The 23,707-nt window shown below is 65.4% G+C and carries 21 protein-coding genes and 1 pseudogene; 10 read left to right on the top strand and 12 right to left on the bottom strand.

The window, feature by feature from the left end; genetic code table 11:
• Positions 1–201: 201 nt before the first annotated feature.
• Together ACVIW0_RS33725 and rpsU are read right to left on the bottom strand one after the other, a co-directional pair.
• Positions 202–861, bottom strand: coding sequence for a tetratricopeptide repeat protein (locus ACVIW0_RS33725; protein WP_461356274.1), 660 nt, complete (start codon positions 859–861; stop codon positions 202–204).
• Positions 862–975: 114 nt separating this feature from the next.
• Complete coding sequence (rpsU, locus tag ACVIW0_RS33720) at positions 976–1,272, bottom strand: 30S ribosomal protein S21 (protein ID WP_021078544.1); 297 nt, start codon at positions 1,270–1,272, stop codon at positions 976–978.
• Between the two features lie 264 nt (positions 1,273–1,536).
• Between rpsU and aqpZ the strand changes: the two genes are divergently transcribed.
• Positions 1,537–2,259: an aquaporin Z gene (gene aqpZ, locus ACVIW0_RS33715; protein WP_461356273.1), complete on the top strand. Its 723-nt coding sequence runs from the start codon at positions 1,537–1,539 to the stop codon at positions 2,257–2,259.
• Between the two features lie 83 nt (positions 2,260–2,342).
• On the opposite strand, the gene ACVIW0_RS33710 is transcribed toward aqpZ, so the two are convergent.
• Complete coding sequence (locus ACVIW0_RS33710; RefSeq protein WP_461356272.1) at positions 2,343–3,467, bottom strand: 5-(carboxyamino)imidazole ribonucleotide synthase; 1,125 nt, start codon at positions 3,465–3,467, stop codon at positions 2,343–2,345.
• Positions 3,464–3,952: a 5-(carboxyamino)imidazole ribonucleotide mutase gene (gene purE / locus ACVIW0_RS33705; RefSeq protein ID WP_461356271.1), complete on the bottom strand. Its 489-nt coding sequence runs from the start codon at positions 3,950–3,952 to the stop codon at positions 3,464–3,466. The genes ACVIW0_RS33710 and purE overlap by 4 nt, the downstream gene beginning before the upstream one ends.
• A gap of 145 nt (positions 3,953–4,097) precedes the next feature.
• Between purE and ACVIW0_RS33700 the strand changes: the two genes are divergently transcribed.
• Complete coding sequence (locus tag ACVIW0_RS33700) at positions 4,098–4,826, top strand: GGDEF domain-containing protein (protein WP_461356270.1); 729 nt, start codon at positions 4,098–4,100, stop codon at positions 4,824–4,826.
• Positions 4,827–5,061: 235 nt separating this feature from the next.
• Here ACVIW0_RS33700 and ACVIW0_RS33695 read toward each other — a convergent pair whose 3' ends face one another.
• From ACVIW0_RS33695 to ACVIW0_RS33685, 3 genes are all read right to left on the bottom strand, one after another.
• Entirely contained in the window at positions 5,062–5,313 is a 252-nt protein-coding gene (locus tag ACVIW0_RS33695; RefSeq protein WP_024583703.1) for a hypothetical protein, read from the bottom strand.
• A gap of 15 nt (positions 5,314–5,328) precedes the next feature.
• A complete protein-coding gene (locus tag ACVIW0_RS33690; protein WP_461356269.1) occupies positions 5,329–5,553 on the bottom strand; it encodes a hypothetical protein in 225 nt (74 codons plus the stop codon).
• A gap of 180 nt (positions 5,554–5,733) precedes the next feature.
• Positions 5,734–5,940 (bottom strand): YdcH family protein, encoded by a 207-nt coding sequence (locus tag ACVIW0_RS33685; protein WP_024583705.1) that lies wholly within the window; start codon positions 5,938–5,940, stop codon positions 5,734–5,736.
• Between the two features lie 240 nt (positions 5,941–6,180).
• Between ACVIW0_RS33685 and ACVIW0_RS33680 the strand changes: the two genes are divergently transcribed.
• Positions 6,181–6,366, top strand: a complete 186-nt coding sequence (locus ACVIW0_RS33680) for a YdcH family protein (protein ID WP_461356268.1) — start codon at positions 6,181–6,183, stop codon at positions 6,364–6,366.
• A 107-nt stretch (positions 6,367–6,473) separates the two neighbouring features.
• On the opposite strand, the gene ACVIW0_RS33675 is transcribed toward ACVIW0_RS33680, so the two are convergent.
• Entirely contained in the window at positions 6,474–7,610 is a 1,137-nt protein-coding gene (locus tag ACVIW0_RS33675) for an NAD(P)/FAD-dependent oxidoreductase (protein WP_461357499.1), read from the bottom strand.
• 234 nt (positions 7,611–7,844) lie between these two features.
• Between ACVIW0_RS33675 and ACVIW0_RS33670 the strand changes: the two genes are divergently transcribed.
• The 3 genes from ACVIW0_RS33670 (at position 7,845) to ACVIW0_RS33660 (ending at position 14,164) form a co-directional block, all read left to right on the top strand.
• Complete coding sequence (locus tag ACVIW0_RS33670) at positions 7,845–10,532, top strand: sensor domain-containing protein (protein WP_461356267.1); 2,688 nt, start codon at positions 7,845–7,847, stop codon at positions 10,530–10,532.
• A gap of 355 nt (positions 10,533–10,887) precedes the next feature.
• A complete protein-coding gene (locus ACVIW0_RS33665; RefSeq protein WP_461356266.1) occupies positions 10,888–12,411 on the top strand; it encodes an ABC-F family ATP-binding cassette domain-containing protein in 1,524 nt (507 codons plus the stop codon).
• Positions 12,412–12,697: 286 nt separating this feature from the next.
• Positions 12,698–14,164 (top strand): glycerol-3-phosphate dehydrogenase, encoded by a 1,467-nt coding sequence (locus ACVIW0_RS33660; RefSeq protein ID WP_461356265.1) that lies wholly within the window; start codon positions 12,698–12,700, stop codon positions 14,162–14,164.
• Between the two features lie 366 nt (positions 14,165–14,530).
• Here the strand turns inward: ACVIW0_RS33660 and ACVIW0_RS33655 are convergent, their stop codons facing one another.
• Positions 14,531–15,760: a tetratricopeptide repeat protein gene (locus tag ACVIW0_RS33655; RefSeq protein ID WP_461357498.1), complete on the bottom strand. Its 1,230-nt coding sequence runs from the start codon at positions 15,758–15,760 to the stop codon at positions 14,531–14,533.
• Between the two features lie 296 nt (positions 15,761–16,056).
• Between ACVIW0_RS33655 and ACVIW0_RS33650 the strand changes: the two genes are divergently transcribed.
• The 3 genes from ACVIW0_RS33650 to ACVIW0_RS33640 are packed head-to-tail and all read left to right on the top strand — an operon-like array spanning position 16,057 to position 18,883.
• Entirely contained in the window at positions 16,057–17,157 is a 1,101-nt protein-coding gene (locus ACVIW0_RS33650; protein ID WP_461357497.1) for an ABC transporter ATP-binding protein, read from the top strand.
• Entirely contained in the window at positions 17,154–18,068 is a 915-nt protein-coding gene (locus ACVIW0_RS33645) for an ABC transporter permease (protein WP_461356264.1), read from the top strand. Before ACVIW0_RS33650 ends, ACVIW0_RS33645 begins: the two co-directional genes overlap by 4 nt.
• Positions 18,068–18,883 carry an ABC transporter permease gene (locus ACVIW0_RS33640; RefSeq protein WP_461356263.1) on the top strand — a complete coding sequence of 272 codons (816 nt, stop codon included), beginning with the start codon at positions 18,068–18,070 and terminating at the stop codon, positions 18,881–18,883. Before ACVIW0_RS33645 ends, ACVIW0_RS33640 begins: the two co-directional genes overlap by 1 nt.
• Positions 18,884–19,214: 331 nt before the next feature.
• Here the strand turns inward: ACVIW0_RS33640 and ACVIW0_RS33635 are convergent, their stop codons facing one another.
• Together ACVIW0_RS33635 and ACVIW0_RS33630 are read right to left on the bottom strand one after the other, a co-directional pair.
• A complete protein-coding gene (locus ACVIW0_RS33635; protein ID WP_461356262.1) occupies positions 19,215–20,066 on the bottom strand; it encodes a carbohydrate ABC transporter permease in 852 nt (283 codons plus the stop codon).
• The gene (locus ACVIW0_RS33630) at positions 20,063–20,932 is read right to left on the bottom strand and encodes a carbohydrate ABC transporter permease (protein WP_028336011.1); all 870 of its coding nucleotides are present in this window, start codon (positions 20,930–20,932) and stop codon (positions 20,063–20,065) included. Before ACVIW0_RS33630 ends, ACVIW0_RS33635 begins: the two co-directional genes overlap by 4 nt.
• A 189-nt stretch (positions 20,933–21,121) precedes the next feature.
• Here ACVIW0_RS33630 and ACVIW0_RS33625 point away from each other — a divergent pair.
• Positions 21,122–22,111, top strand: a pseudogene (locus ACVIW0_RS33625) (IS30 family transposase); the annotation flags it as partial.
• Positions 22,112–22,170: 59 nt separating this feature from the next.
• Here the strand turns inward: ACVIW0_RS33625 and ACVIW0_RS33620 are convergent.
• The gene (locus tag ACVIW0_RS33620) at positions 22,171–23,556 is read right to left on the bottom strand and encodes an ABC transporter substrate-binding protein (RefSeq protein ID WP_461356261.1); all 1,386 of its coding nucleotides are present in this window, start codon (positions 23,554–23,556) and stop codon (positions 22,171–22,173) included.
• Positions 23,557–23,707 lie beyond the last annotated feature (151 nt).

The following is a 23,707-nucleotide window of genomic DNA, read 5'->3' as shown; positions in this document are numbered from 1 at the left end:
TACGTCGGCTTCAACGTCAGCTTCGGAGACAAGAGCGGACGCGACGAATTTACGAGTACGCGCCCTAAGCGGAAGAGTGAGCTTCGGTTGCGTCGGCTTGGCGCGGGAGAGGCGAACTTTCGACGCTGCTCCAGCTCAGCCTGACCTCACCTGGCTTTAGATCTTCTCGGAAAACCGCTTCGCACTTTTCCGGATCATGCGTTAGCCGCCGGTGCGCGCCAGGCCGCTGCGCGCGTTGCCGTCATTGGGCCGCAGCGCGAGCGCGCGGTTGTAGGACGCTGCCGCCTTGGCCTTGTCGCCGAGCCGCTCATAGGCCTGGCCGCGGGCGCTCCACGCCGCAACATTGTTGGGATCGGCCTGCACCGCCTCGTCGAGGTCGGTGGCGGCCTGTCTGGTCTTGTCGAGCGCTAGGTAGCTGGCGGCGCGGCCGACCAGCGGCTCGGCCTTCTGCGGTGACAGCCCGCTGGCCGCCGTGAAATCGTCGATCGCCTGCTGGTGCTGTCCGCGGCCCTGATAGATCAGGCCACGGCCGTACAGGGCCTGGACGTTGTAGGGATCGGTCGTCAGCGCCTGCTCGAATTCCGCCATCGCCTCGTCGAGCTTGCCGGAATGCACCAGCACCTGGCCACGCGTCGCGTGATCCCTGGCGCTGTTGACGTCCTGCGGCGTGATGGCGTCGGCCGCCGGTCTGTCAGCGGTGGCGGCCGGTTTCGGCTTGTCGTCCGAGCCCCACGATCCCAGGTCGAAGGAGCATGCCCCGAGCGGCAGGCCGAGCAGCATGGCGGCGATGGCGAGGTGCAGCGCGCGACGTCGATGCGCTAGCTCCGGGAACCGGGGGCAGGGTGCCGGAGCAACCTTCATGCAAAATGCTCTTGCCGGTGGTTTTGCATGGAATCCCCGGAAGGCGGGCCTGCTTCAAAACGACAACGCGGGCCCGTGGCCCGCGCTGTTAGACTTCCAGATCGGCAAAACGGTTCAGCGGGGGCCGCGACCAGCGCCTGCACCACCGGGACGGCCGCCACGGTCGCCACCGGGACCGGCGCCGAACACCGGCTTCGGCTTCATCGGCAGCAGGCCTTCGCGCTGCAACTTCTTGCGCGCCAGCTTGCGCGCGCGGCGCACGGCCTCGGCCTTTTCGCGAGCCTTCTTCTCAGAAGGCTTTTCGTAGTGACCGCGGAGCTTCATCTCGCGGAAAATGCCCTCGCGCTGCATCTTCTTCTTCAGCGCCTTCAGGGCTTGGTCGACATTGTTATCGCGGACGAGAACCTGCACGCGGCATCCTCTTTTGAATTGATCGGTTCGGAATTCTGGCGAGGTGAAGGGGCGGCAAAAGGCCTGCCTCTTAACCCTAGGCGCGCGCATGTATCAGACAAACGCGCAGATGTCCACCGGTCGAGTGACTTTCGGGCCTAGTAAAGCCACGAAATAGGGCGAAAATGCCTTCGTGCGGCCCTGATTTGGGTGATTTGGCGCCCAGATGAAGGCCGCTCCCGGCGTTTTGGACAACCCGGACATTGGAAATAGGGGAGATGCCACATGGAGATGAAGAAATACGCTGCCGAGCTCATCGGTACGTTCTGGCTCACATTCGCGGGCTGCGGCAGCGCGGTGATCGCGGCCGGCTTTCCGCAGGTTGGGATCGGCCTGGTCGGCGTGTCGTTGGCCTTCGGGCTCAGCGTGGTGACCATGGCCTATGCGATCGGCCATATCTCGGGCTGCCACCTCAACCCGGCCGTGACGGTCGGCCTCGCCGCGGGCGGGCGTTTCCCGGGCGGCCAGGTGCTGCCCTACATCATCGCGCAGGTCATCGGTGCCATCGTTGCGGCCTGGCTGCTCTATGTGATCGCGAGCGGCGCGTCCGGCTTCGATGTCAGCAAGGGTTTTGCCTCCAACGGCTATGACGCGCACTCGCCGGGCCAGTACAGCATGGTGGTGTGCTTCATCATGGAGGTCGTGATGACCATGATGTTCCTGTTCATCATCATGGGATCGACCCATGGCAAGGCGCCGGCCGGCTTCGCGCCGCTCGCGATCGGCCTCGCGCTGGTGATGATCCATCTCGTCAGCATTCCCGTCACCAACACCTCGGTGAACCCGGCGCGCAGCACCGGACCGGCGCTGTTCGTCGGCGGCTGGGCGCTGGCGCAGCTCTGGATGTTCTGGGTCGCGCCGTTGATCGGCGGTGCGCTCGGCGGCGTGATCTATCGCTGGCTCAGCGACGAGCCGACCGGCATCGTCGCCGGCATCAAGACTGCGTGACGTGATCGGCGAAATGGGATCGTGGTCGCCACGATCCCATTTTCGTCAACACGTCGAAGGTGGCTGCGGTCGCCGTTTGAGATTTACGGCTTGCGCGGCGGCGTCACTTCGGTGACGTGGCCCATCTTGCGGCCGGGGCGCGGCGTGCCCTTGCCGTACAGATGCACGGTGGCGCCGGGAACGCTGAGCCACTGCTCGTAGCTCAGGATGTCGTCGCCGATCAGGTTGGTCATGGTGACCTCGCCATGGCGCACCGGCTTGCCGAGCGGCCAGCCGGCGATCGCACGGATGTGCTGCTCGAACTGCGAGATCGAGGCGCCGTCGAGCGTCCAGTGGCCGGAATTGTGCACGCGCGGCGCGATCTCGTTGACCAGCACCGTCGCGTTGCCGTTGCCGGGCACGGCGCTGCCGTTGCCGGGCACCACGAACAATTCCACCGCGAGCACGCCGACATAGTCGAGCGCCGTGGCGATCTTCTCGGCGATCGCGCGGGCCTGCGCGGCAAGCTCTTCGGAGATCGCAGCCGGCACGCGGGAAAATTTCAGGATGTGGTCGCGATGCTCATTTTCGGTGACGTCGAAGCACTCGACGTCGCCGGACGCGGAGCGCGCCGCGATCACCGAGATCTCGCGCTCGAACGGCACGAAGGCCTCGAGGATCGCCGACTTGGTGCCGAGATCGTCCCAGACCTGCTCGATGTCGTCGCCTTGGCGGATGATGGCCTGGCCCTTGCCGTCATAGCCGAAGCGGCGGGTCTTGATGACAGCAGGCAGACCGATCCGCTCGATCGCACTGCGCAGCGTCGCGACCGAGGAGACGTCGGCATAATCGGCGGTGCCGATGCCGAGCTTGCTGACGAAATCCTTCTCGATCAGCCGGTCCTGCGTGGTCTCGAGGATCTTGTACGCAGGCAGCACCGGGCGGCGCGCGGCGAGCACCATCGCGGTCGCGGCCGGCACGTTCTCGAACTCATAGGTGACGACGTCGACGTCGTTGGCGAACAGCTCGAGCGCCTCGACGTCGGCATATTCCGCGCAGGTCGCGTGCTGCACCACGTCGAAGGCCGGCGAGTCCGGATCCGGCGAGAACACCTGGCAGCGCAGCCCGAGGCGCGCTGCGGCCATCGCCAGCATCCGGCCCAATTGCCCGCCGCCGAGGATTCCGATGGTGTCGCCCGGCTTCAGCTTCACAGGATTCGAAGCCGTCACGCCGTACCCTCCGGCTGGTCCTTGACCGCATCGGTCTGCTCCGTGCGCCAGGCCGCGAGGCGGGCCGCCAAAGCGGGATCGTTGAGCGCGAGCACGCTCGCCGCGAGCAGCGCGGCGTTGATCGCGCCGGGCTTGCCGATCGCGAGCGTTCCGACCGGAACGCCGGCCGGCATCTGCACGATCGAATAGAGCGAATCGACGCCGGACAGCGCCCTGGATTCGACGGGAACCCCGAACACCGGAAGCTCGGTCAGCGCCGCCGTCATGCCCGGCAGATGCGCGGCACCGCCGGCGCCGGCAATGATCACCTTGTGGCCGGCCGCCTTGGCGCCCTTGGCGAAGGCATAGAGCCGATCCGGGGTGCGGTGGGCCGAAACGATGCGCGTTTCGCAGGCAACCCCCAGCGCGGCCAGGGTGTCGGCGGCGTGGCGCATGGTTTCCCAGTCGGACTGGCTTCCCATGATGATGGCGATCGGAGCGGTCATCTCTTCAATTCTGTTCAGGAATCCAAAAGCATAGGCCGATTATAGGGGCGGCCCGGTTGTCATCCAAGGCGTGGCAAGGGAGATAGAATGGACTATCCTGACTTGGTGAATCCCGGCAAGCCTTCATAAGCAAGCCTCAACAAGGATGCGCATGAAGAAGAAGACGAAGGCAGCCGCCTCCGGGGCGGCAAAACGACGAAAAGGCGTGGCCGCCGCGGACAAATCCGCACCCCGCAGAACTGGAACCAAAACGACTGGAACCAAACGGACAGGCGCAAAAGCGGCCGGAACCGGCACTGCCACGCGCGGCGTCACCTCCGGCGACAAATCGACCATCCGCACGCTCCGGGCGCAGCTGGCACGCGCCCAGGCCCGGATCGAGCAGCTGCAGGCCTCGGCTGAGACCGACTTCCTGCTCGACATTCTGAACCGGCGCGGCTTCGAGCGCGAGCTCGCCCGTTCGCTCTCCTTCATCAAGCGCTATCAGGCCTCCGGCGCGCTGATCGTGCTCGACGTCGATCGCCTCAAGCCGATCAACGATGCGTTCGGGCACGCGGCCGGCGACGAGGTACTGAAGGCGATCGTTGCCGCGATCTCGCACCAGGTGCGCGCCTCCGATGTGATCGGCCGGCTCGGCGGCGACGAGTTTGCGCTGCTGCTGTGGAATCTCAGCGAGACCGATGCCCGCGCCAAGGCGGCTGCGCTGGAAGAGGCGATCGACCGCCTGACCTTCGTGTTCGGCGGCAGCCAGGTCTCGGCGGGCGCCTCCGCAGGCGTTGCGATCCTCACCGCGCATTCGGATCTCGATCGGGTTCTCGATGAGGCCGACCGCGCGATGTATGTGCGCAAGGCGCAGCGCCGCCATGAATCCTAGATATTAGGGAATCCCAGAGCAGGATGAGTTTTAGTTGAACTCGGCTTGGCGCAGTGTCGGTTCACCTCTCCCCGTTGGGGAGAGGTCGGATTGCGAAGCAATCCGGGTGAGGGCTCTTGCGCTCTCGATAGACCATAACCCCTCACCCGATTTGCTACGCAAATCGACCTCTCCCAAGGGAGAGGTGAACCTTCGAGGCCGTTCCAGCTCAACCTGATCCCATCATCCCTAGCAGTTACAGCGCGCTCAGATCCTCCGGCACGTTGCCGTAGGCCCGCAGCAGCTTGGCATCGCCGAATTCGCCGATCGCGGGATCGCCGGTGCGGCTGAACGCGACGGCGCCGATGCTGCCCGGCATCCGCGACATCGTCTCGGCCCGGCGCAGCGCGATCGCCGAACTCTGGCATTCCTCGGCATTGCCGGCGACCGGCGTGCCGTCGTCGTCCTGCATGAAGGGCAGTGCCACGTAATAGGTCACATCGGCCATCGCTGTGTTTCCTGGTCAGGCGGCGTCGATCGCAGCATCGCTCGCCAAGTGGGGTCGTGCCGGTACGCAGCCGGCGGTGATCGCGGCCTGCAATTCCTCCAACTCGGCTTCGAGATATTCGTTGGCCATGATCAGCGCCTTGATGGTGCTGCGCAGGTTGCCGTCGCACATCGCGATCGCCTGATCGCAGGCCTTCTCGTAGCGGCTGTTGTGGTCGGGCAGGGACGGCGGGGCGGACATGGCGAAACTCCCTTCAATGGCTGGCGGCTGGGTCGTAATGTTCTCTTTTTGTTCTTTAGGAGTCAAGCGCCGAGAAACGCGCTCGGCTGCGTTGCCGCGAATGTGAAGCCGATGGGGCGCTGTGGATGACGGGGAAAACCGCCGGCCGAACCGAACCCGCGTCGCGAGGCGGCGCGCGCCTCAGGCGATGATGTCGGGCGTGATCTGGTCTTCGATGAAGGCGATGCGATCGCGCAATTGCAGCTTCCGCTTCTTCAGGCGCTGCAGCATCAGAAGATCCGGCGCCGGCGACTGATGCAGCGCGTCGATCGCGGCGTCGAGGTCGCGGTGCTCTTGTTGCAGACGCGCAAGCTCGGCGAGGAGTTCGCGCTCATCCTGATCGTTCATGGTTGCGTATTAACTGGTAAGCACGAAGAAATTGTTGCGGCCGAAGCGGCCGTTCGCGGGAATATCCTCCCTCGGCGCGCGCCGCGCAAGCCGAACCGGTTCCCGTATCACGATTGGTTACAGATAAACCGAAATGCGTGCGTGCGGCATATCGCATCCCCTATCGACAGCACCGTCCACTCGTGTACACTTGGTGGTCCGGATCGACCCTGAGGTTTAACGCACCGAGGAGTGTTCGCAATGGCAATACAGGCCCATCTCGTTGAGCTGGAGCGTAAGCACAAAATACTCGAGAACGAACTGCACGAAGCGCTCGTTCACCCCTCTGTAGACGATCTCCACATTTGCGAGCTGAAGCGCCGCAAGTTGATGGTAAAGGACCAAATCGAGCGGCTGAGACTGTCCGCCGACAATACGGTCCACTAAGCCGGTCCCCGCAAATCAGCAAACAATCCTGACCTTTTCACCGAGGGATGAACGCCGCGGCGCGCATCCCTCGGAAGGTCATGCTGCGTTTGCCATGCTGCGCTTGCTCAGTGTCCTGCCAGCTCGCCGACATGGTTGGCGATCGCGAGCGACGACGTCAATCCGGGCGATTCAATCCCGAACAGGTTGATCAGCCCGGCGACGCCGTGGTCGGTCGGCCCCTGGATCAGGAAGTCCTGGGTCGCCACCGCCGGCGGCACGATCTTGGGCCGGATTCCCGAATAGCTCGGCATCAGCGCGCCATCCGGTAGCGTCGGCCAGTATTTCCGGATCGCCGGATAGAACCGCTCGGCCCGTGCCGGGTCGACGGCGTAATCGATGTGATCGATCCATTCGACATCGGGGCCGAACCGCGCCTGTCCGGCCATGTCGAGCGTCAGATGCACGCCGAGTCCGCCGGGCTCCGGCACCGGATAGATCAGGTGCGAGAACGGCGCCCTGGCGCTGCAGCTGAAGTAATTGCCCTTCGCCAGATAAGCCGTTGGAATCAATTCGATCGGCATGCCCTCGACGTTGCGCGCGACCGCCGTCGCGCCCAGCCCTGCGGCATTGACCAGGAGATTGCAGGCGAGCGTCATCGGCGCCGCGCCGCCGGCCTCGACCTCGAAGCCGTCAGCCGTAGCCCGGGCGTGGAGCAGCGGCGTATGGAAGGCGAAGGCCGCGCCCGCGTCCTCGGCGTCGCCGCGCAGCGCCAGCATGTAGGCATGGCTGTCGATGATCCCGGTCGAAGGCGACAGCAGCGCCGCGTCGCAATTCAGCGCCGGCTCCAGCGCGCGCGCCGCAGCACCTGACAGCAGCTGCATGTCGTCGACGCCATTGGCCTCGGCATGGGCGCGGATCGATTGCAGCTTTTCGGTTTCCGCCGGCGTGGTGGCCACGATCAGCTTGCCGCAATTCCTGTGCGGGATGCCGTGATCGGCGCAGTAGCGGTACAGCGCCCGCTTGCCGCTGACGCACATCCGCGCCATCAGGCTGCCGGCGCGGTAGTAGATCCCGGCATGGATCACCTCGCTGTTGCGCGACGAGGTCACCGTGCCGATGGCTTCGGCCTCCTCGATCACAATCACCTCGCGGCCGGCCTGTGCCAGCCTCCGCGCTACGGCGAGGCCGATCACCCCCGCGCCGATGATCACGCAATCAACCCTGTCCATCTCGTCCTTCAAGTCCGAATATTTCCGCGCGATCGCGCCCTCGCCGCCAACATCGTTCAGCCGATCCGATCGCTTTCGGCAAGTGCTTATTGGGCAAGTGCTTGGACCATCTCAAAGAGTTCGGGAGCCATGCCCTGTTAGTGCAGCATTAATCATGTCAGGGCAATTGCCGCAAATTGCGCCACGTTTACCGGTTGCATCGCTACGCGTTTACCCGATCCAAACCGCCAAAGCCGGACATTCGCCCTGGAAATCCGCGGGTGATCGATGGCAGGCAGGACGTGGCAGGCGGGCGGGAAGAATTCGATTCCGGCAAGGGCCGTGCTTTGCCTGATTGCTGCCGTCGTGCCGCACGCCGCAGCCCGGGCCGGCACCGGCGGGTTCGCGCCGTCGAGCTATCTCGGTGACCTCGATCCGGGCGTGGTCTGGGAGCTCCTGATCGGCAGCGTGGTGGCCGCGTCGTTTTTCGGCGCGATCGGGTTGTGGATCCTCTCGGCGCTGCGCAAGGCCAAGCGCGCCCAACTGCGCCGCAACGCTTTCGTCTCCTCGGCGCTCAACCATCTGAACCAGGGCGTGGTGATGACCGATGCGGGCGAGCGCATCGTGTTCTGCAACGACCGCTATCTCGACATCTACGGGCTGTCGCGCGCCGACATCAGGCGCAACATGACCGGCACCGAGCTCTTGGAGCTGCGCCGCGACCGCGGCGTGCTCGACATCAGCGCCGCGGATTTCTTTACCCGCGCGGCGGCGCCGGAAGGCCTCGTCACCGAACTGCCGGGCGGGCGGTCGGTGCTGGTGAAGTATTTCCCGCTGCCGAACGGCGGCTCGGTCGCCACCCATCTCGATTGCACCGACCAGCGCCAGCTGTCGCGCAAGCTCGCCTCGACCACGCAATTCCTGGAATCGGTGCTCGACAACGTCCCGGTCTGCGTCGCCGCCAAGAACATCGAGGACGGCCGCTACATCTTCGCCAACCGCGCGTTCGAGCGCTTCTCGCGGTTCTCGCGCGATCATATCGTCGGCAAGCGCGCCGACGAGATCTTCCGTCCCGAGACCGCGGTCAGCATCGACGCCGCCGACCGCGCCGCGCTGGACGCGCCGCAAGGCTATCACCGCAGCGAGTTCTTCGTCGAACGCGGTTCGGAGAAGCGCATCCTGGCGTCCAACCGGGTGATCGCCCGCAACGAGGCCGGCGAGCCGGAATTCCTGATCGCGCTGTTCGAGGACGTCACCGACCGCCGCGCGCTGTCGCGCGAGCTCGAGAACAACAAGAAATTCCTCGAGCTCGTGGTCGACAACATCCCGGTCTCGCTGATCGTGCAGCGGGTCAGCGACGGCCGCTATCTGCTGGCCAACCGCAGCGCCGAGACGATTCTCAATCGCCGCCGCGAGGACGCCGCCGGCTTGACCGCCTCCGACATCTTCAACGCGCGCGAAGCGAAGCTGATCATCGCCCGCGACGAGGCCGCGATCAGAAAGCGCAGCATGATCGCCGAGGAGCACCCGATCTCGACCAAGGACGGTTTGCGGCTGTTCCTGACCCGCCGCATGACCGTGCTCGACGATGACGGCGAGCCGCAATATCTGATCAAGACCCATGAGGACGTCACCGACCGGCGCCAGACCGAATCGCGGATGGCGCACATGGCCTATCATGACGGCCTGACCGATCTGCCGAACCGCGCCGCCTTCCTGCAGGCGCTGACCCAGATGATCGAGGCCTGCGACGGGACCGGCGAGGAGTTCGCCGTGCTCTGCGTCGACCTCGACGGGCTCAAGGAGATCAACGACGTCTACGGCCATGCGATGGGCGACAAGGTGCTGATCGAGGTTGCGCAGCGCTTGCAGACCGTGGCACGCGGCGGCGTGGTGGCGCGGCTGTCCGGCGACGAATTCGGCCTCATCATCGACGGCCAGCAGCCGGCCGCCGGCATCGCGCTGGCCGAGCAGGCCGCCGAGGCGCTGGGTGGGGATTTCGCGATCGACGGCAAGTCGGTGCGGACCGGCCTCACCGCGGGGATCGCGGTGTTCCCGCACAACGGCACGGATGCGGCGTCGCTGCTCGCCAATTCCGGCGCGGCGCTGTTCCGCGCCAAGGCGAAGTCGCGCGGCACGATCTCGATCTTCGAGCCGGAGATGGACCAGCAAATCCGCGATCGCCGCGTGCTGCACCAGGAGCTGGCGGTCGCGCTCAAGAACGGCGAATTGTCGCTCTATTACCAGCCGCAGGCGGCGGCGGGCGGCAGCGTCGCGGCGAGCCAGATCGTCGGCTTCGAGGCGCTGGCGCGCTGGCACCATCCCCTGCGCGGCTTCGTGCCGCCCAGCGACTTCATTCCGCTCGCCGAGGAAAGCGGCCTGATCGTCGAGATGGGCGAATGGATCCTGCGCGAAGCCTGCCGGGAGGCCGCCTCATGGGCCGTCCCGATGCAGGTCGCGGTCAACCTGTCGCCGGCGCAATTCGTCCATGGCGACCTCGTCGGCCTGGTGCATTCGATCCTGCTCGAGACCGGGTTGACGCCCGACCGGCTCGAGCTCGAAATCACCGAAGGCGTGCTGATCGAGGATTTCGACCGCGGCCTGTCGCTGCTGCGGCGGTTGAAGGCGCTCGGCGTCCGGATTTCGATGGACGATTTCGGCAGCGGCTATTCCTCGCTGAGCTATCTGCAGGCATTTCCGTTCGACAAGATCAAGATCGACCGCGCCTTCGTCATCAATCTCGGCCGCAACCCGCAATCGGCCGCGATCGTGCGCGCGGTGATCGATCTCGGCCACGGCCTCGAAATGTCGATCGTCGCCGAGGGCGTCGAGACCGAGGCGCAGCTCGGCTTCCTCTCCGAGGAAGGCTGCGACGCGGTGCAGGGCTATCTGATCGGTCGGCCGGCCCCGATCGGTCAATTTGCCGCGCTGGTCGGCGGCGACAGGCTCGCCGAAACCGTGCGCAAGGCGGGGTAAACCGGCTTCATCCAGCGGACCGGCCAGGCCGGCTGCGCTTGCCATCGGTTGCACGTCCGGTTACCGTCCGACCACCACATCATTTCGGCCGAGAAAGGAGGGCTGCGTCGTGGCGAGATACAACGATCCCCACCTCAAGCGTGGCCCCGTCAACGCCCTGCAAATGCGTTTGCAGGGCTGACCGGAAACGCGTCTAAAATCTTGTCCTGGTCTGCCCTTCGTGGCCGTGCGGTGCCGAACGTTTGAGCGTTCGCGCTTGCACTCAAATCCCTCGCCGCGCTTCGAAACGCACATCCGATGATGGCTGGGTGCCTCTGATGGTGTCGTGATTGCCGGCAAGACCAGAGAATTGACCGTGTCCCTCATCAATGTACGCAATCTCGGCGTGACGCTGAACGCGCCGCTGTTTTCCGAACTGAATTTCGTCGTCAATGCCGGCGACCGGATCGGCATCGTCGCCGCCAACGGCCGCGGCAAATCCACGCTGCTGCGCTGTATCGCCGGCAGCTTCGAGCCCAATGAAGGCGACATCAGCCGCGCGCGCGGGCTGACCATCGGCCACGTCGAGCAGAATGCGCCGCAGCGGCTGATGGCCCTGCCGTTCCATGCCGCCGTATTGGAGGCGCTGCCCGCCGGGCAGCGCGACAGCGAGAACTGGCGGGTCGACGTCGCCCTGCAATCGCTCGACGTGCCCGACGAGTTGTGGCGGCGGCCACTCAGGCAATTGAGCGGCGGCTGGCTGCGGTTTGCATTGCTTGCCCGCGTGCTCGTGACCGAGCCCGACGTGCTGCTGCTCGACGAGCCGACCAACCATCTCGACCTCGCCAAGATCGGCCGGCTCGAGGCCTGGCTGAATGCGCTGCCGCGCGAGATGCCGGTGGTGATCGCAAGCCACGACCGCGCCTTCCTCGATGCGACCACCAACCGGACGCTGTTCCTGCGCCCGGAACGGTCGCAGCTGTTCGCGTTGCCCTACACCTCGGCGCGTGCGGCGCTCGACGAATGCGATGCCGCGGACGAGCGGCGCTTTCAACGCGACATGAAGACGGTCCGGCAGCTCCGCCAGCAGGCCGCCAAGCTCAACAATCTCGGCATCAATTCCGGCAGCGATCTGCTGCTGTCGAAGACCAGGCAGCTGAAGCAGCGCGCCGAGAAACTCGAAGAGACCGCGAAGCCCGCGCATCTGGAACGCTCGGCCGGCACGATCCGGCTCGCCAACCGCGACACCCATGCCAAGGTCCTGATCCGGCTGAACAACGCGGTGATCGCTACCCCCGACGGCAGGCCGCTGTTCAGCACCGGCCAGCAATTCATCTGTCGGGGCGACCGGATCGCGTTGCTCGGGCCGAACGGCGCGGGCAAGACCCGGTTCGTCGCGGCGCTGCGGCTGGCGATCGAGAACTCCGTGGCGGCCGCCGCCGAGATCCGCGCCACCGAGTCATTGGTGCTGGGCTATTGCGACCAGGCGCTGGCCGATCTCGCCGATGGCGACACCCCGATGCGCATGCTGACGCGGCGCTTCGCGGTCGGCGATCAGCGGGCGCGCGGCCTGCTCGCCGGCGCCGGACTCGCGATCGAAATGCAGGGCCGTCCGATTGGGCGGCTGTCGGGCGGGCAGAAGGCCCGGCTCGGCATGCTGGTGCTGCGGCTGACCGAGCCGAACTTCTATCTGCTCGACGAGCCGACCAACCACCTCGACATCGAGGGCCAGGAGGCGCTGGAGCACGAACTGTTGCAGCAGCAGGCCAGCAGCCTGTTGGTGTCGCACGACCGCCAGTTCGTGCGATCCGTGGCCAACCGGTTCTGGGTGATCGAAGGCAGGAAGCTGATCGAGGCCGATGGCCCGGAACACTTCTTCGCTTCTGTTGGAGCAGGCTGATCTTCGAATCGAGCAGCGGACCCCGCTTCACCTCTCCTCGCGTGCGGGGAGAGGTCGGAACGCATCGTTAGATGCGTTCCGGGTGAGGGGGAGTCTCCGCAAATGCAGCTATCACCGTGTACGCGGAGACGGCCCCTCACCCCAACCCTCTCCCCGTAAGAACGGGGAGAGGGAGCGCAGCGTCGTGGTCGCTGCTCAACTTAATCTCATCACGCCTTAGACGCGGCCGCGCATTTTTTGTGTGAGCACATCTTCCGTTCGCATTCAAATGCGATAGCCGTTGGGCATGGCGGACTACGACGTTGCGATCTTCGGCGGTGGGCTGAACGGCACGAGCATCGCGCGCGATGCGGCCGGCCGCGGCCTGCGCGTGATCCTGCTGGAACAGGGCGATCTCGGCTCCGGTGCGTCGCAGGCCTCGCCGCGGCTGGTGCATGGCGATCTGGCCGGGCTGGAACGGCGGGCGTTGTTCCGCGTCCGGACCGCGCTGAGGGAACGCGATGTGTTGCTGCGCATCGCGCCGCATCTGGTGCGGCCGGCGCGCTTCGCGATCCCAGTTCATGCCGGGGAGCGGCCGGCGTGGCAGCTGCGGTCGTTGTTGCTGCTCTACGAGCGGCTCGCCTCGCGCAGCGGCCTGCCGCGCTCGACGACCCTCGATGTCACCCACCATCCGGTCGGCAATGCGCTGAAGCGGCCGTTCGGCACCGCGTTCGAATATTCCGATTGCGTCGTCGACGATTCTCGGCTCGTCGTGCTCAATGCGGTCGACGCCGCGGCGCGCGGCGCCGAGATCCGCACCGGCGCGCGCCTGACCCGGGCCGAGCGCGGCGACACCTGGCGGCTGGTCGCGATCGACCGCGGCTATCGGCGGGTGATCACGGCGCGGGCGCTGGTCAACGCCACCGGCGCATGGACCGCTTCCGTCGCCGACACCGTATTGCGCGTGCCGGCGCCGCCGCTCGCCACCGTGCAGATCAGTCAGATCGTGGTGCGCCGCCTGTTCGACTGCGACAACGTCTATGCGTTCCAGAACCCCGACGGGCAACTGATCTTCGCCAGTCCCTATGAGCGCGACTTCACCCTGATCGGCAGCGTCGGTCATCCCTTCAAGGGCGATCCCGCCATTGTCGCGATGGACGTGCGTGAAGTGGCCTATCTCTGCGACGCGGCCAATCGCTATTTTCGCGAGCAGATCACCCCGGCCGATGTGCTGCGAACGGTTTCCGGTGCCAATTCCATCATCGCGTCGGCGCGCTGGCGGCGACGCGATGGCGCGGTATCGTTCGATACCGGGCGCGGCAAGGCGCCGCTGCTCACGATCTTCGGCGGTGACGTCACGACATCGCGGCGCCGCGCCGAGCGGGCGGTCGCGAAGTTCGCGCGGTTCTACTCGATGGGACCGCGCTGGACCGCGACAGTGCCGCTGCCGGGCGGCGAATTCGCCTGGCAGCGTTTTGAAACCGAGGTCGACATCGCCCGCGACCGCTGGCGCTTCCTCAGCGAGGCGCAGGCGCGGCGGCTGGTGGCCGCCTATGGGCTGAACGTGAAGGATATCCTGGGTGACGCGAAGGCGAAGGCCGATCTCGGCCCGGCTTTCGGTGCTGAATTGACCGGCGCGGAGGTGCGTTACCTCATGCGCAAGGAATGGGCGCGCTTCACCGATGATGTGCTGTGGCGCCGCTCCAAGCTCGGGCTGACCATGCCGCAAACCCATCGCGATGCGCTCGCTGCGTTCATGGCGAAGATGGACTAAGCGAAGCTCTCAAACCTACCCTTGCAAAGGGGAGGTCGCTTTGCTCGCAGAGCAAAGCAGGTGGGGATCTGCTCTCTCGGCGAGCAGCGGTGTCTGCGGCTGACCCCCATCCCGACCTTCCCCCTTTCAGGGCAGGCAATCGCATATGGCAAAAGAACTTCGTCGTCCCGGACAAGCGCAGCGAAGCGGAGCGCAGATCCGGGACCCATAACCACAGGGCGTGGTGATAAAGCGAGCTGGAGCCACAGCCTTGTTCAACAACAAGGCCCTGTGGTTATGGGTCCCGGCCTACGCCGGGCCGACACTGAACTTTGCAAATGCGATCGCCCTGACTTTCAGGGGGAAGGAGAACAGCTCCAAGCGCGGCTACTGCCGCGCCGCCTCCTGCGACCAGGCGAGGTCGCGTCGGGACGGACGGCGATGCAGCCGGTCCGAGATCAGGCCTGTGGCTTGCCGGCCCTGACCGGCGCGTAGGCAGGCGACGATGAAGGTATCCTCCCACAATTCGCGCTGCGCATGGCTGCCGCCGATCCGCACCAGCTCGGGCATCAGCGGCGCCAGGATGCGCACGGCGCCCTCATGGTCGCCGGCGGCGAAGGCCGCGATCCCGCGGCCGAGCCCGATCGCGGCAGTGCCGGGCGCCAATTTGCCGTCGGCGTCGCGCGCCGCCATCTCGGCCAATCGCGCCTCCAGCGCTTCGTTGTTCGTCGTGGCTGCAACCAGCGCGTGGTGCATGTCGGCGAAATGCGCGCCGGCCTTCGGGAAATAACCGTCGCCATATGCGGCGACATCCTTCCAGTGCGCGTCGAGGCCGGTCTTGCCGGCAACCGCCAAGCGCCACAGCAGCGAGGCCGTGTCGGTATAGATATTGAGCGGCGGATAGGGCCGGCCCGCCGGCTTGATGTGCTGCTCGTAGATTTCGAGCGCGCCGTCGGCGTCGCCTTCCTCGATCGCGATCAGGGCGAGGTGCCAGGCGAGGTGCCCCTGCAGGAAGCTGGTGCGATCATTCGCCGGCAGCCAGGCGGAGAGGAAGCTGCGGCCTTCGGCGCCGTCGCCCTGCTCGAACAGCGCATGCGCCAGCGCGTGCGCGGCGCCGGCATTCTCCGGCTTCAGCGCATAGCCGCGCTCGGTGATGGCGCGGCCGGAGACGACGTCGCCGGCCTCGGTCTTCGACCAGCCGAGATAGGTGAGGAACCACCAATCGTCGCCATAGTCCTGGGCGTAACGTTCGGAGATCGCGAGCCGCGCGGCATCATGGTCGGGCCGGCCGGAGAAGGCGTAGAGGCCGAAGGCGCCGAGCAGCAGCGAGAGGATCTGCGCATCGCGCGGATATTCGGCGAGGTGCTGCTCGGCCGCGGTCATCGCTTTCTTGCCCTGGCCCTCGATCACGGACGCGATGATCTCGATGTGCTGGCGCTCGCGCGGGCTTGACGCCGCGGCGAGCTGCCGGGCGTCGGCCGCCTTGGCGCGGGCCGCGGCCACCTCCATGTTGAGCTGGTGCACGCGGGCGCGGCCGAGATGGGCCAGCGCGAAACCCGGGTCCTCGGCGATCGCCGCCTCGAACGCTAGATCGGCGCCGTGCAGCGCCGCCAGCATCCGATCGACGCCGTCGACATAATAGGCGGCGGCGCGGTCCGAATCGGTCGTCAGCGGCAGGCCGTAGCGATCGCAAATCATCGGTTGTCCTCCCGAATTCGGCTGCGAAGTCTAGCAGAGGCGGCGATGCCGACAATATTGCGGGAGATGTCCGTGAGGCGGTTGAGCCGGTGGCGATCCGCCGCTAGCTTGCCGGCAGGATCGGACCTTGCGGGGAATCGGGGCTTCTTGACGTGATACCGGGCGAAGCGACTGCAGAGGCGGCAAGGCCGTTGCCTGAACCGGCCGTCTCGGACATGCCGCTGCTGCGGATCGAGGGCGTCGCCAAATCGTTCGGCAATTTCCGCGCGGTCGATAAGCTCTCGCTCGACATCCGCGCCGGCGAGTTCTTCGCGCTGCTCGGCCCGAGCGGCTGCGGCAAGACCACGCTGCTGCGCATGCTAGCCGGCTTCGAGACGCCGGACGAGGGCCGCATCCTGCTCGGCGGCAGCGACATCGCGCCAGTGCTGCCGCATGAGCGGCCCGTCAACATGATGTTCCAGAATTACGCGCTGTTCCCGCATCTGTCGGTGCGCGACAACATCGCCTTCGGCCTCAAGCGCGCCGGGATGGCGCGCAAGGATATCGCGATCCGCGTTGCGGAGATGGTGGCGCTGGTCAGGCTCGAGGGGCTGGAGAAGCGCAAGCCGGACCAGCTCTCCGGCGGACAGCGGCAGCGCGTGGCCCTGGCGCGCTCGCTGGCGCGCCGCCCGCAGGTGCTGCTGCTCGACGAGCCGCTTGCCGCGCTCGACAAGAAGCTGCGCGAGAGCACGCAAGGCGAGCTGATGGAGCTGCAGCGCAGGCTCGGCATGACCTTCATCATCGTCACCCATGATCAGGAGGAGGCGATGACGATGGCCGGCCGGATCGGGGTGATGGACGCCGGCCGCCTGGTCCAGGTCGCCACCCCGCGCAATCTCTACGAGGCGCCGGCCTCGCGCTGGATCGCCGAGTTCGTCGGCGACATCAATCTCTTCAGCGGCCAGGTCGCCGCCCGCGAGAATGGACGGTTGACGGTCGCGACCGCGGAGGCGGGCACGCTCGCGGTCAGCGAGTTGTGGCCGCCGGTGACCAAGGAGGTCGTCAGCGTCGCGATCCGCCCCGAGAAGGTGAAGCTGTCGCGCCGCGCGCCGGCCTCGGATGAGGCGGGCTCTCGGGCGATCAATCGGCTGGAGGGCGTCGTCACCGACGTCAACTATCTCGGCGGCGTCACCAGCTACCGGGTGAAGCTGGAGAGCGGCGCGGTGCTGCGCGCGTCGATGGCCAACACCGCGCGGCTCGATGTCGACGCCTATCTCGCCGGCCAGCGCGTGGTGGCATGGTTCACTGCCGACGATTGCCTGGTGCTGGAGCAATGAGCGCGCGCCGCATCTTCGCCCGGCCGGCGCGGCTCGCCGCGATCGCGCCCTATCTGTGGATGGTGCTGTTCTTCCTGGTGCCGTTCGGCTTCGTTTTGAAGATCAGCCTGTCGCAGACCGCGATCGCGCAGCCGCCCTATACGCCGGTGTTCGATTTTACCGAGGGCCGGGCGGCGCTGGCGGCCGCGTTTGCGCAATTGTCGTTCGACAATTTCCGCCTGCTGCTACAGGACAATCTCTACATCCTGTCCTATCTGCGCAGCCTCGTCGTCGCGGTGACCTCGACCTTGATCCTGCTCGTGATCGGCTATCCCATTGCCTATGGCATGGCGCGGCTGCCGCAGAGCTGGCAGGCTGTCGCGATGATGCTGGTCATCGTGCCGTTCTGGACCTCGTTCCTGATCCGCATCTACGCCTGGATCAACATCCTGCAGCATGACGGCCTGCTCAACCAGATCCTGCTGGCGCTGCATATCGTATCAGTGCCGGTGGTCTGGCTGTCGACCGACAGCGCGATGTATCTCGGCATCGTCTATTCCTATCTGCCGTTCATGATCCTGCCGCTCTATGCGACGCTCTCGAAGCTGGATGCGTCGCTGCTGGAGGCGGCCGGTGATCTCGGCGCCTCGCCGCGTCAGGCGTTCTGGCTGGTGACGTTCCCGCTGTCGCTGCCGGGCGTCGGCGCCGGCGCGCTGCTCTGCTTCATTCCAATCGTGGGCGAGTTCGTGATCCCCGATCTGCTCGCCGGCTCCAACTCGCTGATGATCGGACAGACGCTGTGGCTCGAGTTCTTCACCAACAAGGATTGGCCGGTGGCCTCCGCCGCGGCGGTGGCGCTACTGTTGCTGCTGGTGCCGCCGCTCGTGCTCTATGACCGCTTGCAGCGGCGCCAGCTCGAGGCGGACAGCTGATGGCGCACACCGTCGCCAGGCTCACGCGCTTCAACATGACGTCGCTGGCGCTTGGGCTCGCGTTCCTCTATCTGCCGATCGTCATCCTGGTGATCTACTCGTTCAACGCCTCACGGCTGGTGACGGTGTGGGGCGGCTGGTCGCTGCGCTGGTACCGCGAGTTCTTTGGCGACCGCGCCATGCTGGAGGCGGCGTGGATGAGCCTCTCGGTCGCCGCGGTGTCGGCGACGCTGGCGACGCTGCTCGGCACGCTGGCGGCGGTCGGGCTGGCGCGGGGCGAGCGGTTCAAGGGCCGGGCGCTGTTCTCCGGCATGCTGTATTCGCCGCTGGTCATGCCCGAGGTGATCTCCGGCCTGTCGCTGCTGTTGCTGTTCGTGGCGCTGAATGCCGAGCGCGGTTTCTGGACGGTGACGATCGCCCACACCACGCTGACGATGTGCTTCGTCACCGTCGTGGTGCAGTCGCGCCTCTCCGCGCTCGACCGCAGCCTGGAGGAGGCCGCGATGGATCTCGGCTGCGATCCGGTGCGTGCGTTCCTGATGGTGACGCTGCCCTTGATCGTGCCGGCGATCGTGGCGGGGTGGATGCTGGCCTTCACGCTGTCGCTCGACGACGTCGTGATCGCGAGCTTCACCACCGGTCCCGGCTCGGCGACGCTGCCGATCCGGATCTACTCGGAAGTGCGGCTCGGCGTGAAGCCCGAGATCAATGCGATCTGCACGCTTGTCATCGCGCTGATCGCCGTGATCATCGTGGTGGCGTCAATCGCCTCGAAACTGTCGAACGCGGGCGGCGAGAGCGCCGCGCCGCTGTAGATTGTTGTTTTTGGCGCTCTTTCCTGGCGGCCACCGGCGGAAGGGCTCCCTCCCCCCTTGCGGGGGTCCGAGGCGAGCGAAGCTCGCTCTCGAGGTTGGGGAGAGGGGTACCGGCGTACTTTATCCGTCCAGCGCTTCCACGAAGCGATCGAGATTGCGAGAGCGACGCCCGCGTCAAAACATCTCCCCCGGGGCCACCCCTCTCCCCACCCTCCCCCGCAAGGGGGGAGGGAGCCTGGGCAACGTGCTCACCTCACGTGAGGCGAGAGAACTTGCGCGCGTCGCCGGACGTGACGGGAGCGTCTACTTCGCTCGAAAACGCTCTGGCGCATCAAGACTTGACCGCGCCTGCCGTCAGCCCGCCGACCATGTAGCGCTTGAAGGCGTAATACACCGCGGCCGGCGGCAGCGCGTAGATGAAGCCGGTGGTCATCAAGAGCTCCCACGGCGAATCGTCGGCGGCGAGAAAGTTGCCGAGCGCGACCGGCAGCGTGATGTCGGTGTCCTTCGAGAGCAGCAGGAAGGCATAGAGATATTCGTTCCAGGCGAGCAGGATCGCGTAGGTGCCGACCGCGACCAGCGACGGCATCATCAAGGGCACATAGACCAGACGGAACAGCTGCAGCGTGGTGGCGCCGTCCATCGTCGCGGCCTCGTCGAGTTCGACCGGCAGCTTGTCGGAGGCCTGTTTCAGCACCCAGATCGCGTAGGGCGCGGCGATCGTCACCATCGCCAGGATCAGCGACCAGTGATTGTTGAGCAGGCCATAGCTGCCCATGGTGCGGTACATCGGCACGGCGAGGAACGCCGCCGGGATGAAGTAGGTGAACAGCGCCATGTTCATGACGGCGCGGCCGCCCGGCACCCGCAGCCGCGAGATCGAGAACGCGGCGGCGGTGGCGACGAACAGCGTCAGCGCGCCGACCGCGAGTGCGATCACGGTCGAATTCCAGAACTGGATCCAGAAGTCGCGCAGGAAGTAATGCTGCTGGTGGAACACGATCGAGAAATTATGCAGCGTCGGATGCGTCGGCCACAGCTTGCCGGTGAACGCGTCCTCCTTCGGCGAGATCGCGAACACGAACATGTGGTAGATCGGAATCGTGGTCCAGATGAAGACCGGGATGCCGATCAACAGCAGCTTGGCCTCGGTGCCGACTTCGCGGAGGGTGGGCAGCTTCATCGCGACAACCGTTTCATCATGAAATAGACCAGCGGCAGCACAAACGGCATGGCGCAGACGATCGAAGCCATCGCCAGCGAGAGCTGGTCGAGCCTGAGATAGCGGATGCCGAGCGTCGACAGCACGTGGGTGAGGTCGGCCGGCCCGCCGCCGGTGAGCAGGTAGACGCTGTTGAAGTCGCCGAGCGTCCAGATCATCGAGAGCAGCGTGCAGGTGATGTAGAGCGTCTGCATCGACGGCCAGGTGATGTAGCGGAATTTCTGCCACCAATTGGCGCCGTCGACGTCGGACGCCTCGTACAGATCGTGCGAGATCGCGAGCCGACCGGTCAGCAGGATCAGCGTCCAGAACGGCAGCGATTTCCAGATGTGCACGCCGATCGCCATCGCGAGCGCGACCGCCGGATCGTTCAGCCAGTTCGGGCCGTCGTCGCCGGTGAACTTGAAGATCAGCTGGTTGACCACGCCCCATTCCGGATTGAGCATGAAGCGCACGGAAAGAATGGTCGGGATCGACGGCACCGCCCAGGGCAGGATGAAGATCACCGACAGCCACCTGATCCAGGGCCGCTGCTGGGCGAAGAAGCCGGACAGGAACAGCGCGATCAGCATCTTGATGTTGATGCCGATGACCAGGAAGATCAGCGTGTTGACCGCGGCGCGCGCGAAGATCGGGTCGTGATAGAGCGCGACATAGCTCGACGGATGACGCGCCAGCCACAGGCCGTAGCCGACCGGATAGACCACGAAGGCGAGGAACACCAGCAGATAAGGCGCGAGCAGCGCGATACCCCAGACCTGCGGCGGCGACAGCCGCGCCGACAGCGGCGGCGAGGGGGCATCGGATGCGGAGAGTGTGATCGCCATTCGGTTACTCTTGGAAAGTCAGCCCGGCCGCGACTAAGTCGTCGTCCCGGCGAAGGTCGGGACCCATAACCCCAAGCCCCGGTTGTTGTGCGAAAGCCGTCCACCAGCTTACTCCAAAACCGCTGCCGCGGCGTATGGGTCCCCTGAGTTCACAAACGAAGTGCAACACTTCCGACTGGAGGTGTTGCGATGGGCCGGACTTACAAGCAGCTGTCACTGGACGAGCGATGCGAGATTGCCAGACTTTCGGCCAATGGGGCCTCGATCCGGCAAATCGCTGCAGCTTTGGATCGCCCGCCATCAACGATCTCTCGGGAGATGAACCGTAATCATGGCGTTCAGGCCGGCTACAAGGCCGACTATGCCCAGCAACGGATGCGAGCGCGGCGCTGGACGGGCGGACGCCTCGAACGGGAGCCCGTCCTGCGCCGCGCGGTGTTGGATGGCCTTCGCCGTGGCTGGTCGCCCGAACAGGTCGCCGGCCGGCTGGCCATCGAGCATGGACGCAAGGTGATCTCCTACGAGAGCATCTACCGCTTCATCTATGCCCAGATCAGACGCACCACGGACGGCAGCTGGCGGCACTATCTGCCACGCGCCAAGAGCAAGCGCGGCCGCCGTGGCAAGCGGGGCGGAAGTCCCGCAAGCTTCATCGAAGGCCGTGTTTCCTTGGATAAACGGCCCGTCGAGGTCGCCGATCGCAACACTCCCGGCCATTGGGAGGCCGATCTGATGATGTTCTCCAAATACCGTCAGCAGATCCTGGCCGTGCACGAGCGCACCTCCCGCCTGCTGCTCGGCGTCCGCCTCCCAAGCAAGCTCGCTTCCGGTGTCGCAAGCTATCTCGTGCGTCTGTTCAAGGCGCTGCCAGAGCAGATGCGCCAGACCGTCACCTTCGACAACGGTACCGAGTTCGCATCTCACCTTTCCTTGCAAAGCCTCTTGATGAAGACCTTCTTCTGCGATCCGCACGCCCCCTGGCAGAAAGGTGGCATCGAGAACGCCATCGGTCGCATGCGACGCTTCATCCCGCGCAAAACCGATCTCGACAAGCTCCCAACCCGACGCCTCAGCAAGTTCATCGCCGCATACAACAACACCCCGCGCAAATGCCTTGACTTCAGGACCCCAGCGGAGACCTTTGCTGCTCAAGTGTTGCATTTCGAGTGTGAATCCACCTCCCGGCCTTCGCCGGGACGACACGGAGTAAATGGCGGCAGTGCCGGCCATCGTCTACATCATCCCGCGACCTGCTTGATGCGGGCGATCAGTTCGTCGACGGCCTTGTCCACCGGCACCTTTTCGCTGACGACGCGGTTCATGGCCTTGGCCCAGACGTTCTCGTTGTTCAGGATGGTGAACTTCCAGTTCTTGGTGAAGTCGAACGGCGCGGTGCCGCCGGTGAACTGATTCCACACTGCCTTGCGGTGCCGGTCGGCCTGCCAGAACGGGCTGGCCTGGCTCGCCTTGGTCACCGGGAACCAGCGACCGAGCGCACCCTCGACATAGGGCCGCACATTGTCTTCCTGCATCAGGAAGGCGATGAACTGCTTGCCTTCCGCCTTGTTCTTGGCGTTGGCGAAGATCAGACCGGTCTTGACGTCGGAGCGGTACTTGATGGTCGAGCCGTCCGGCGCCTTGGGGAAGGACGCCGTGATGATGTCCTGCTCATAGGCCTGCTTGCCGGCGGCGTGCTGCGCGTCGGTCAGCGCCGGATTGGTGGAATCCTCGAACCACTTCGCCGCGATCGAGATCGTGAAATTGTGCGTCATCACGATCGTCTTGTTGTGGAAGGCGACGTTGTTGTCCGGGTCCTTCCAGGTCGTCGAGGACGGCGGGGTGCAGCCCTTGATGTAGGTGTCGGTGTAGTCCTTCAGCGCGTGAATCAGGCCGTCGCGCACCTTGGGATCGTCGACCAAAAGCTTGCCGTCGTCGTCGACCAGCTTGACGTGGTAGGCATCCATGAAGGTGTAGAACGACTGGAACGAGTCGGTGGATTCGACGCCCATCGGCTGGCCGACGCCGTAGATGCGCTGGCCGGTGGCCTTGCGGATCGCCGGCTGCACCTTGTCGCACCAGAACGTCCAGTAGTCCTCCCACTTGGTCGGGATGTCGGCGGCCTTGAAGCCGGCCTTCTCCAGCATGTCGCCCCAGATCTGGACGTGCATGCTCTGCTGCTTGAGCGGGAAGCCGTAGTAGGACTTCTTCTTGGTGACGTCGTTGTAAAGCAGGGCCGCTTCCAGCGTGTTCGGCGCAAGGGCGTCCTTCATCGGCAGCATGATGTCGGAGAGGTCCTCGAGCTTGCCCTCATAGGCCCACTTGCCCTGCGCCTGCACGTCGTAGGTGTCGGAATAGGCGACGTCGGGCACGGTGCCGGAATCGAGTGCCGCGACCGTCTTCGGAATCATGTCCTGGATCGCGTATTGCGACAATTCGACCTTGATGCCGGTCTTGGCTTCGAATTTCTTGATCGTCTCGAGCAGCGCGTCGTCTTCGGATTTGTAAAATCCCTTGCCCCACCAGACGGTGATCGTCTTGCCCTGCGCCAAAGCGGGCGCAGTCGACGCGAACAGGCCAACCGCAGCGACCGCCAGTGATAGCGCACCGATAACCTTGGATCTCACGTTGTTCTCCCTCATGAGGCCGGCTTTTTAACCGGTTGGAGAAAACACTAGCGCATGCCCGTGACCCGATAAAGATGCCGCATCGACGACTTCTGTAGGGGTGCGCCGCTGGCAGGTGGATCAGTCCCGCGGCATCGATGCGCAAAGTGGA

This window comes from Bradyrhizobium sp. USDA 4454 (assembly GCF_054822705.1).
The sequence above is the reverse complement of the archived record's forward strand: the minus strand, read 5'-3'. Positions and strand labels throughout refer to the sequence as shown.

Excerpts from the sequence above, each read along its gene's own strand:
- ACVIW0_RS33685 (WP_024583705.1), bottom strand. The coding sequence starts at position 5,940 with ATGAACGATCAGGATGAGCGCGAACTCCTCGCCGAGCTTGCGCGTCTG.
- purE (WP_461356271.1), bottom strand. The coding sequence starts at position 3,952 with ATGACCGCTCCGATCGCCATCATCATGGGAAGCCAGTCCGACTGGGAA.
- ACVIW0_RS33690 (WP_461356269.1), bottom strand. The coding sequence starts at position 5,553 with ATGTCCGCCCCGCCGTCCCTGCCCGACCACAACAGCCGCTACGAGAAG.
- ACVIW0_RS33670 (WP_461356267.1), top strand. The coding sequence starts at position 7,845 with ATGGCAGGCAGGACGTGGCAGGCGGGCGGGAAGAATTCGATTCCGGCA.
- ACVIW0_RS33655 (WP_461357498.1), bottom strand. The coding sequence starts at position 15,760 with ATGCTGGCGGCGCTGCACGGCGCCGATCTAGCGTTCGAGGCGGCGATC.
- ACVIW0_RS33650 (WP_461357497.1), top strand. The coding sequence starts at position 16,057 with ATGCCGCTGCTGCGGATCGAGGGCGTCGCCAAATCGTTCGGCAATTTC.
- ACVIW0_RS33645 (WP_461356264.1), top strand. The coding sequence starts at position 17,154 with ATGAGCGCGCGCCGCATCTTCGCCCGGCCGGCGCGGCTCGCCGCGATC.
- ACVIW0_RS33725 (WP_461356274.1), bottom strand. The coding sequence starts at position 861 with ATGAAGGTTGCTCCGGCACCCTGCCCCCGGTTCCCGGAGCTAGCGCAT.
- ACVIW0_RS33700 (WP_461356270.1), top strand. The coding sequence starts at position 4,098 with ATGCGCATGAAGAAGAAGACGAAGGCAGCCGCCTCCGGGGCGGCAAAA.
- ACVIW0_RS33640 (WP_461356263.1), top strand. The coding sequence starts at position 18,068 with ATGGCGCACACCGTCGCCAGGCTCACGCGCTTCAACATGACGTCGCTG.
- ACVIW0_RS33660 (WP_461356265.1), top strand. The coding sequence starts at position 12,698 with ATGGCGGACTACGACGTTGCGATCTTCGGCGGTGGGCTGAACGGCACG.
- ACVIW0_RS33695 (WP_024583703.1), bottom strand. The coding sequence starts at position 5,313 with ATGGCCGATGTGACCTATTACGTGGCACTGCCCTTCATGCAGGACGAC.
- ACVIW0_RS33635 (WP_461356262.1), bottom strand. The coding sequence starts at position 20,066 with ATGAAGCTGCCCACCCTCCGCGAAGTCGGCACCGAGGCCAAGCTGCTG.
- aqpZ (WP_461356273.1), top strand. The coding sequence starts at position 1,537 with ATGGAGATGAAGAAATACGCTGCCGAGCTCATCGGTACGTTCTGGCTC.
- ACVIW0_RS33630 (WP_028336011.1), bottom strand. The coding sequence starts at position 20,932 with ATGGCGATCACACTCTCCGCATCCGATGCCCCCTCGCCGCCGCTGTCG.
- ACVIW0_RS33680 (WP_461356268.1), top strand. The coding sequence starts at position 6,181 with ATGGCAATACAGGCCCATCTCGTTGAGCTGGAGCGTAAGCACAAAATA.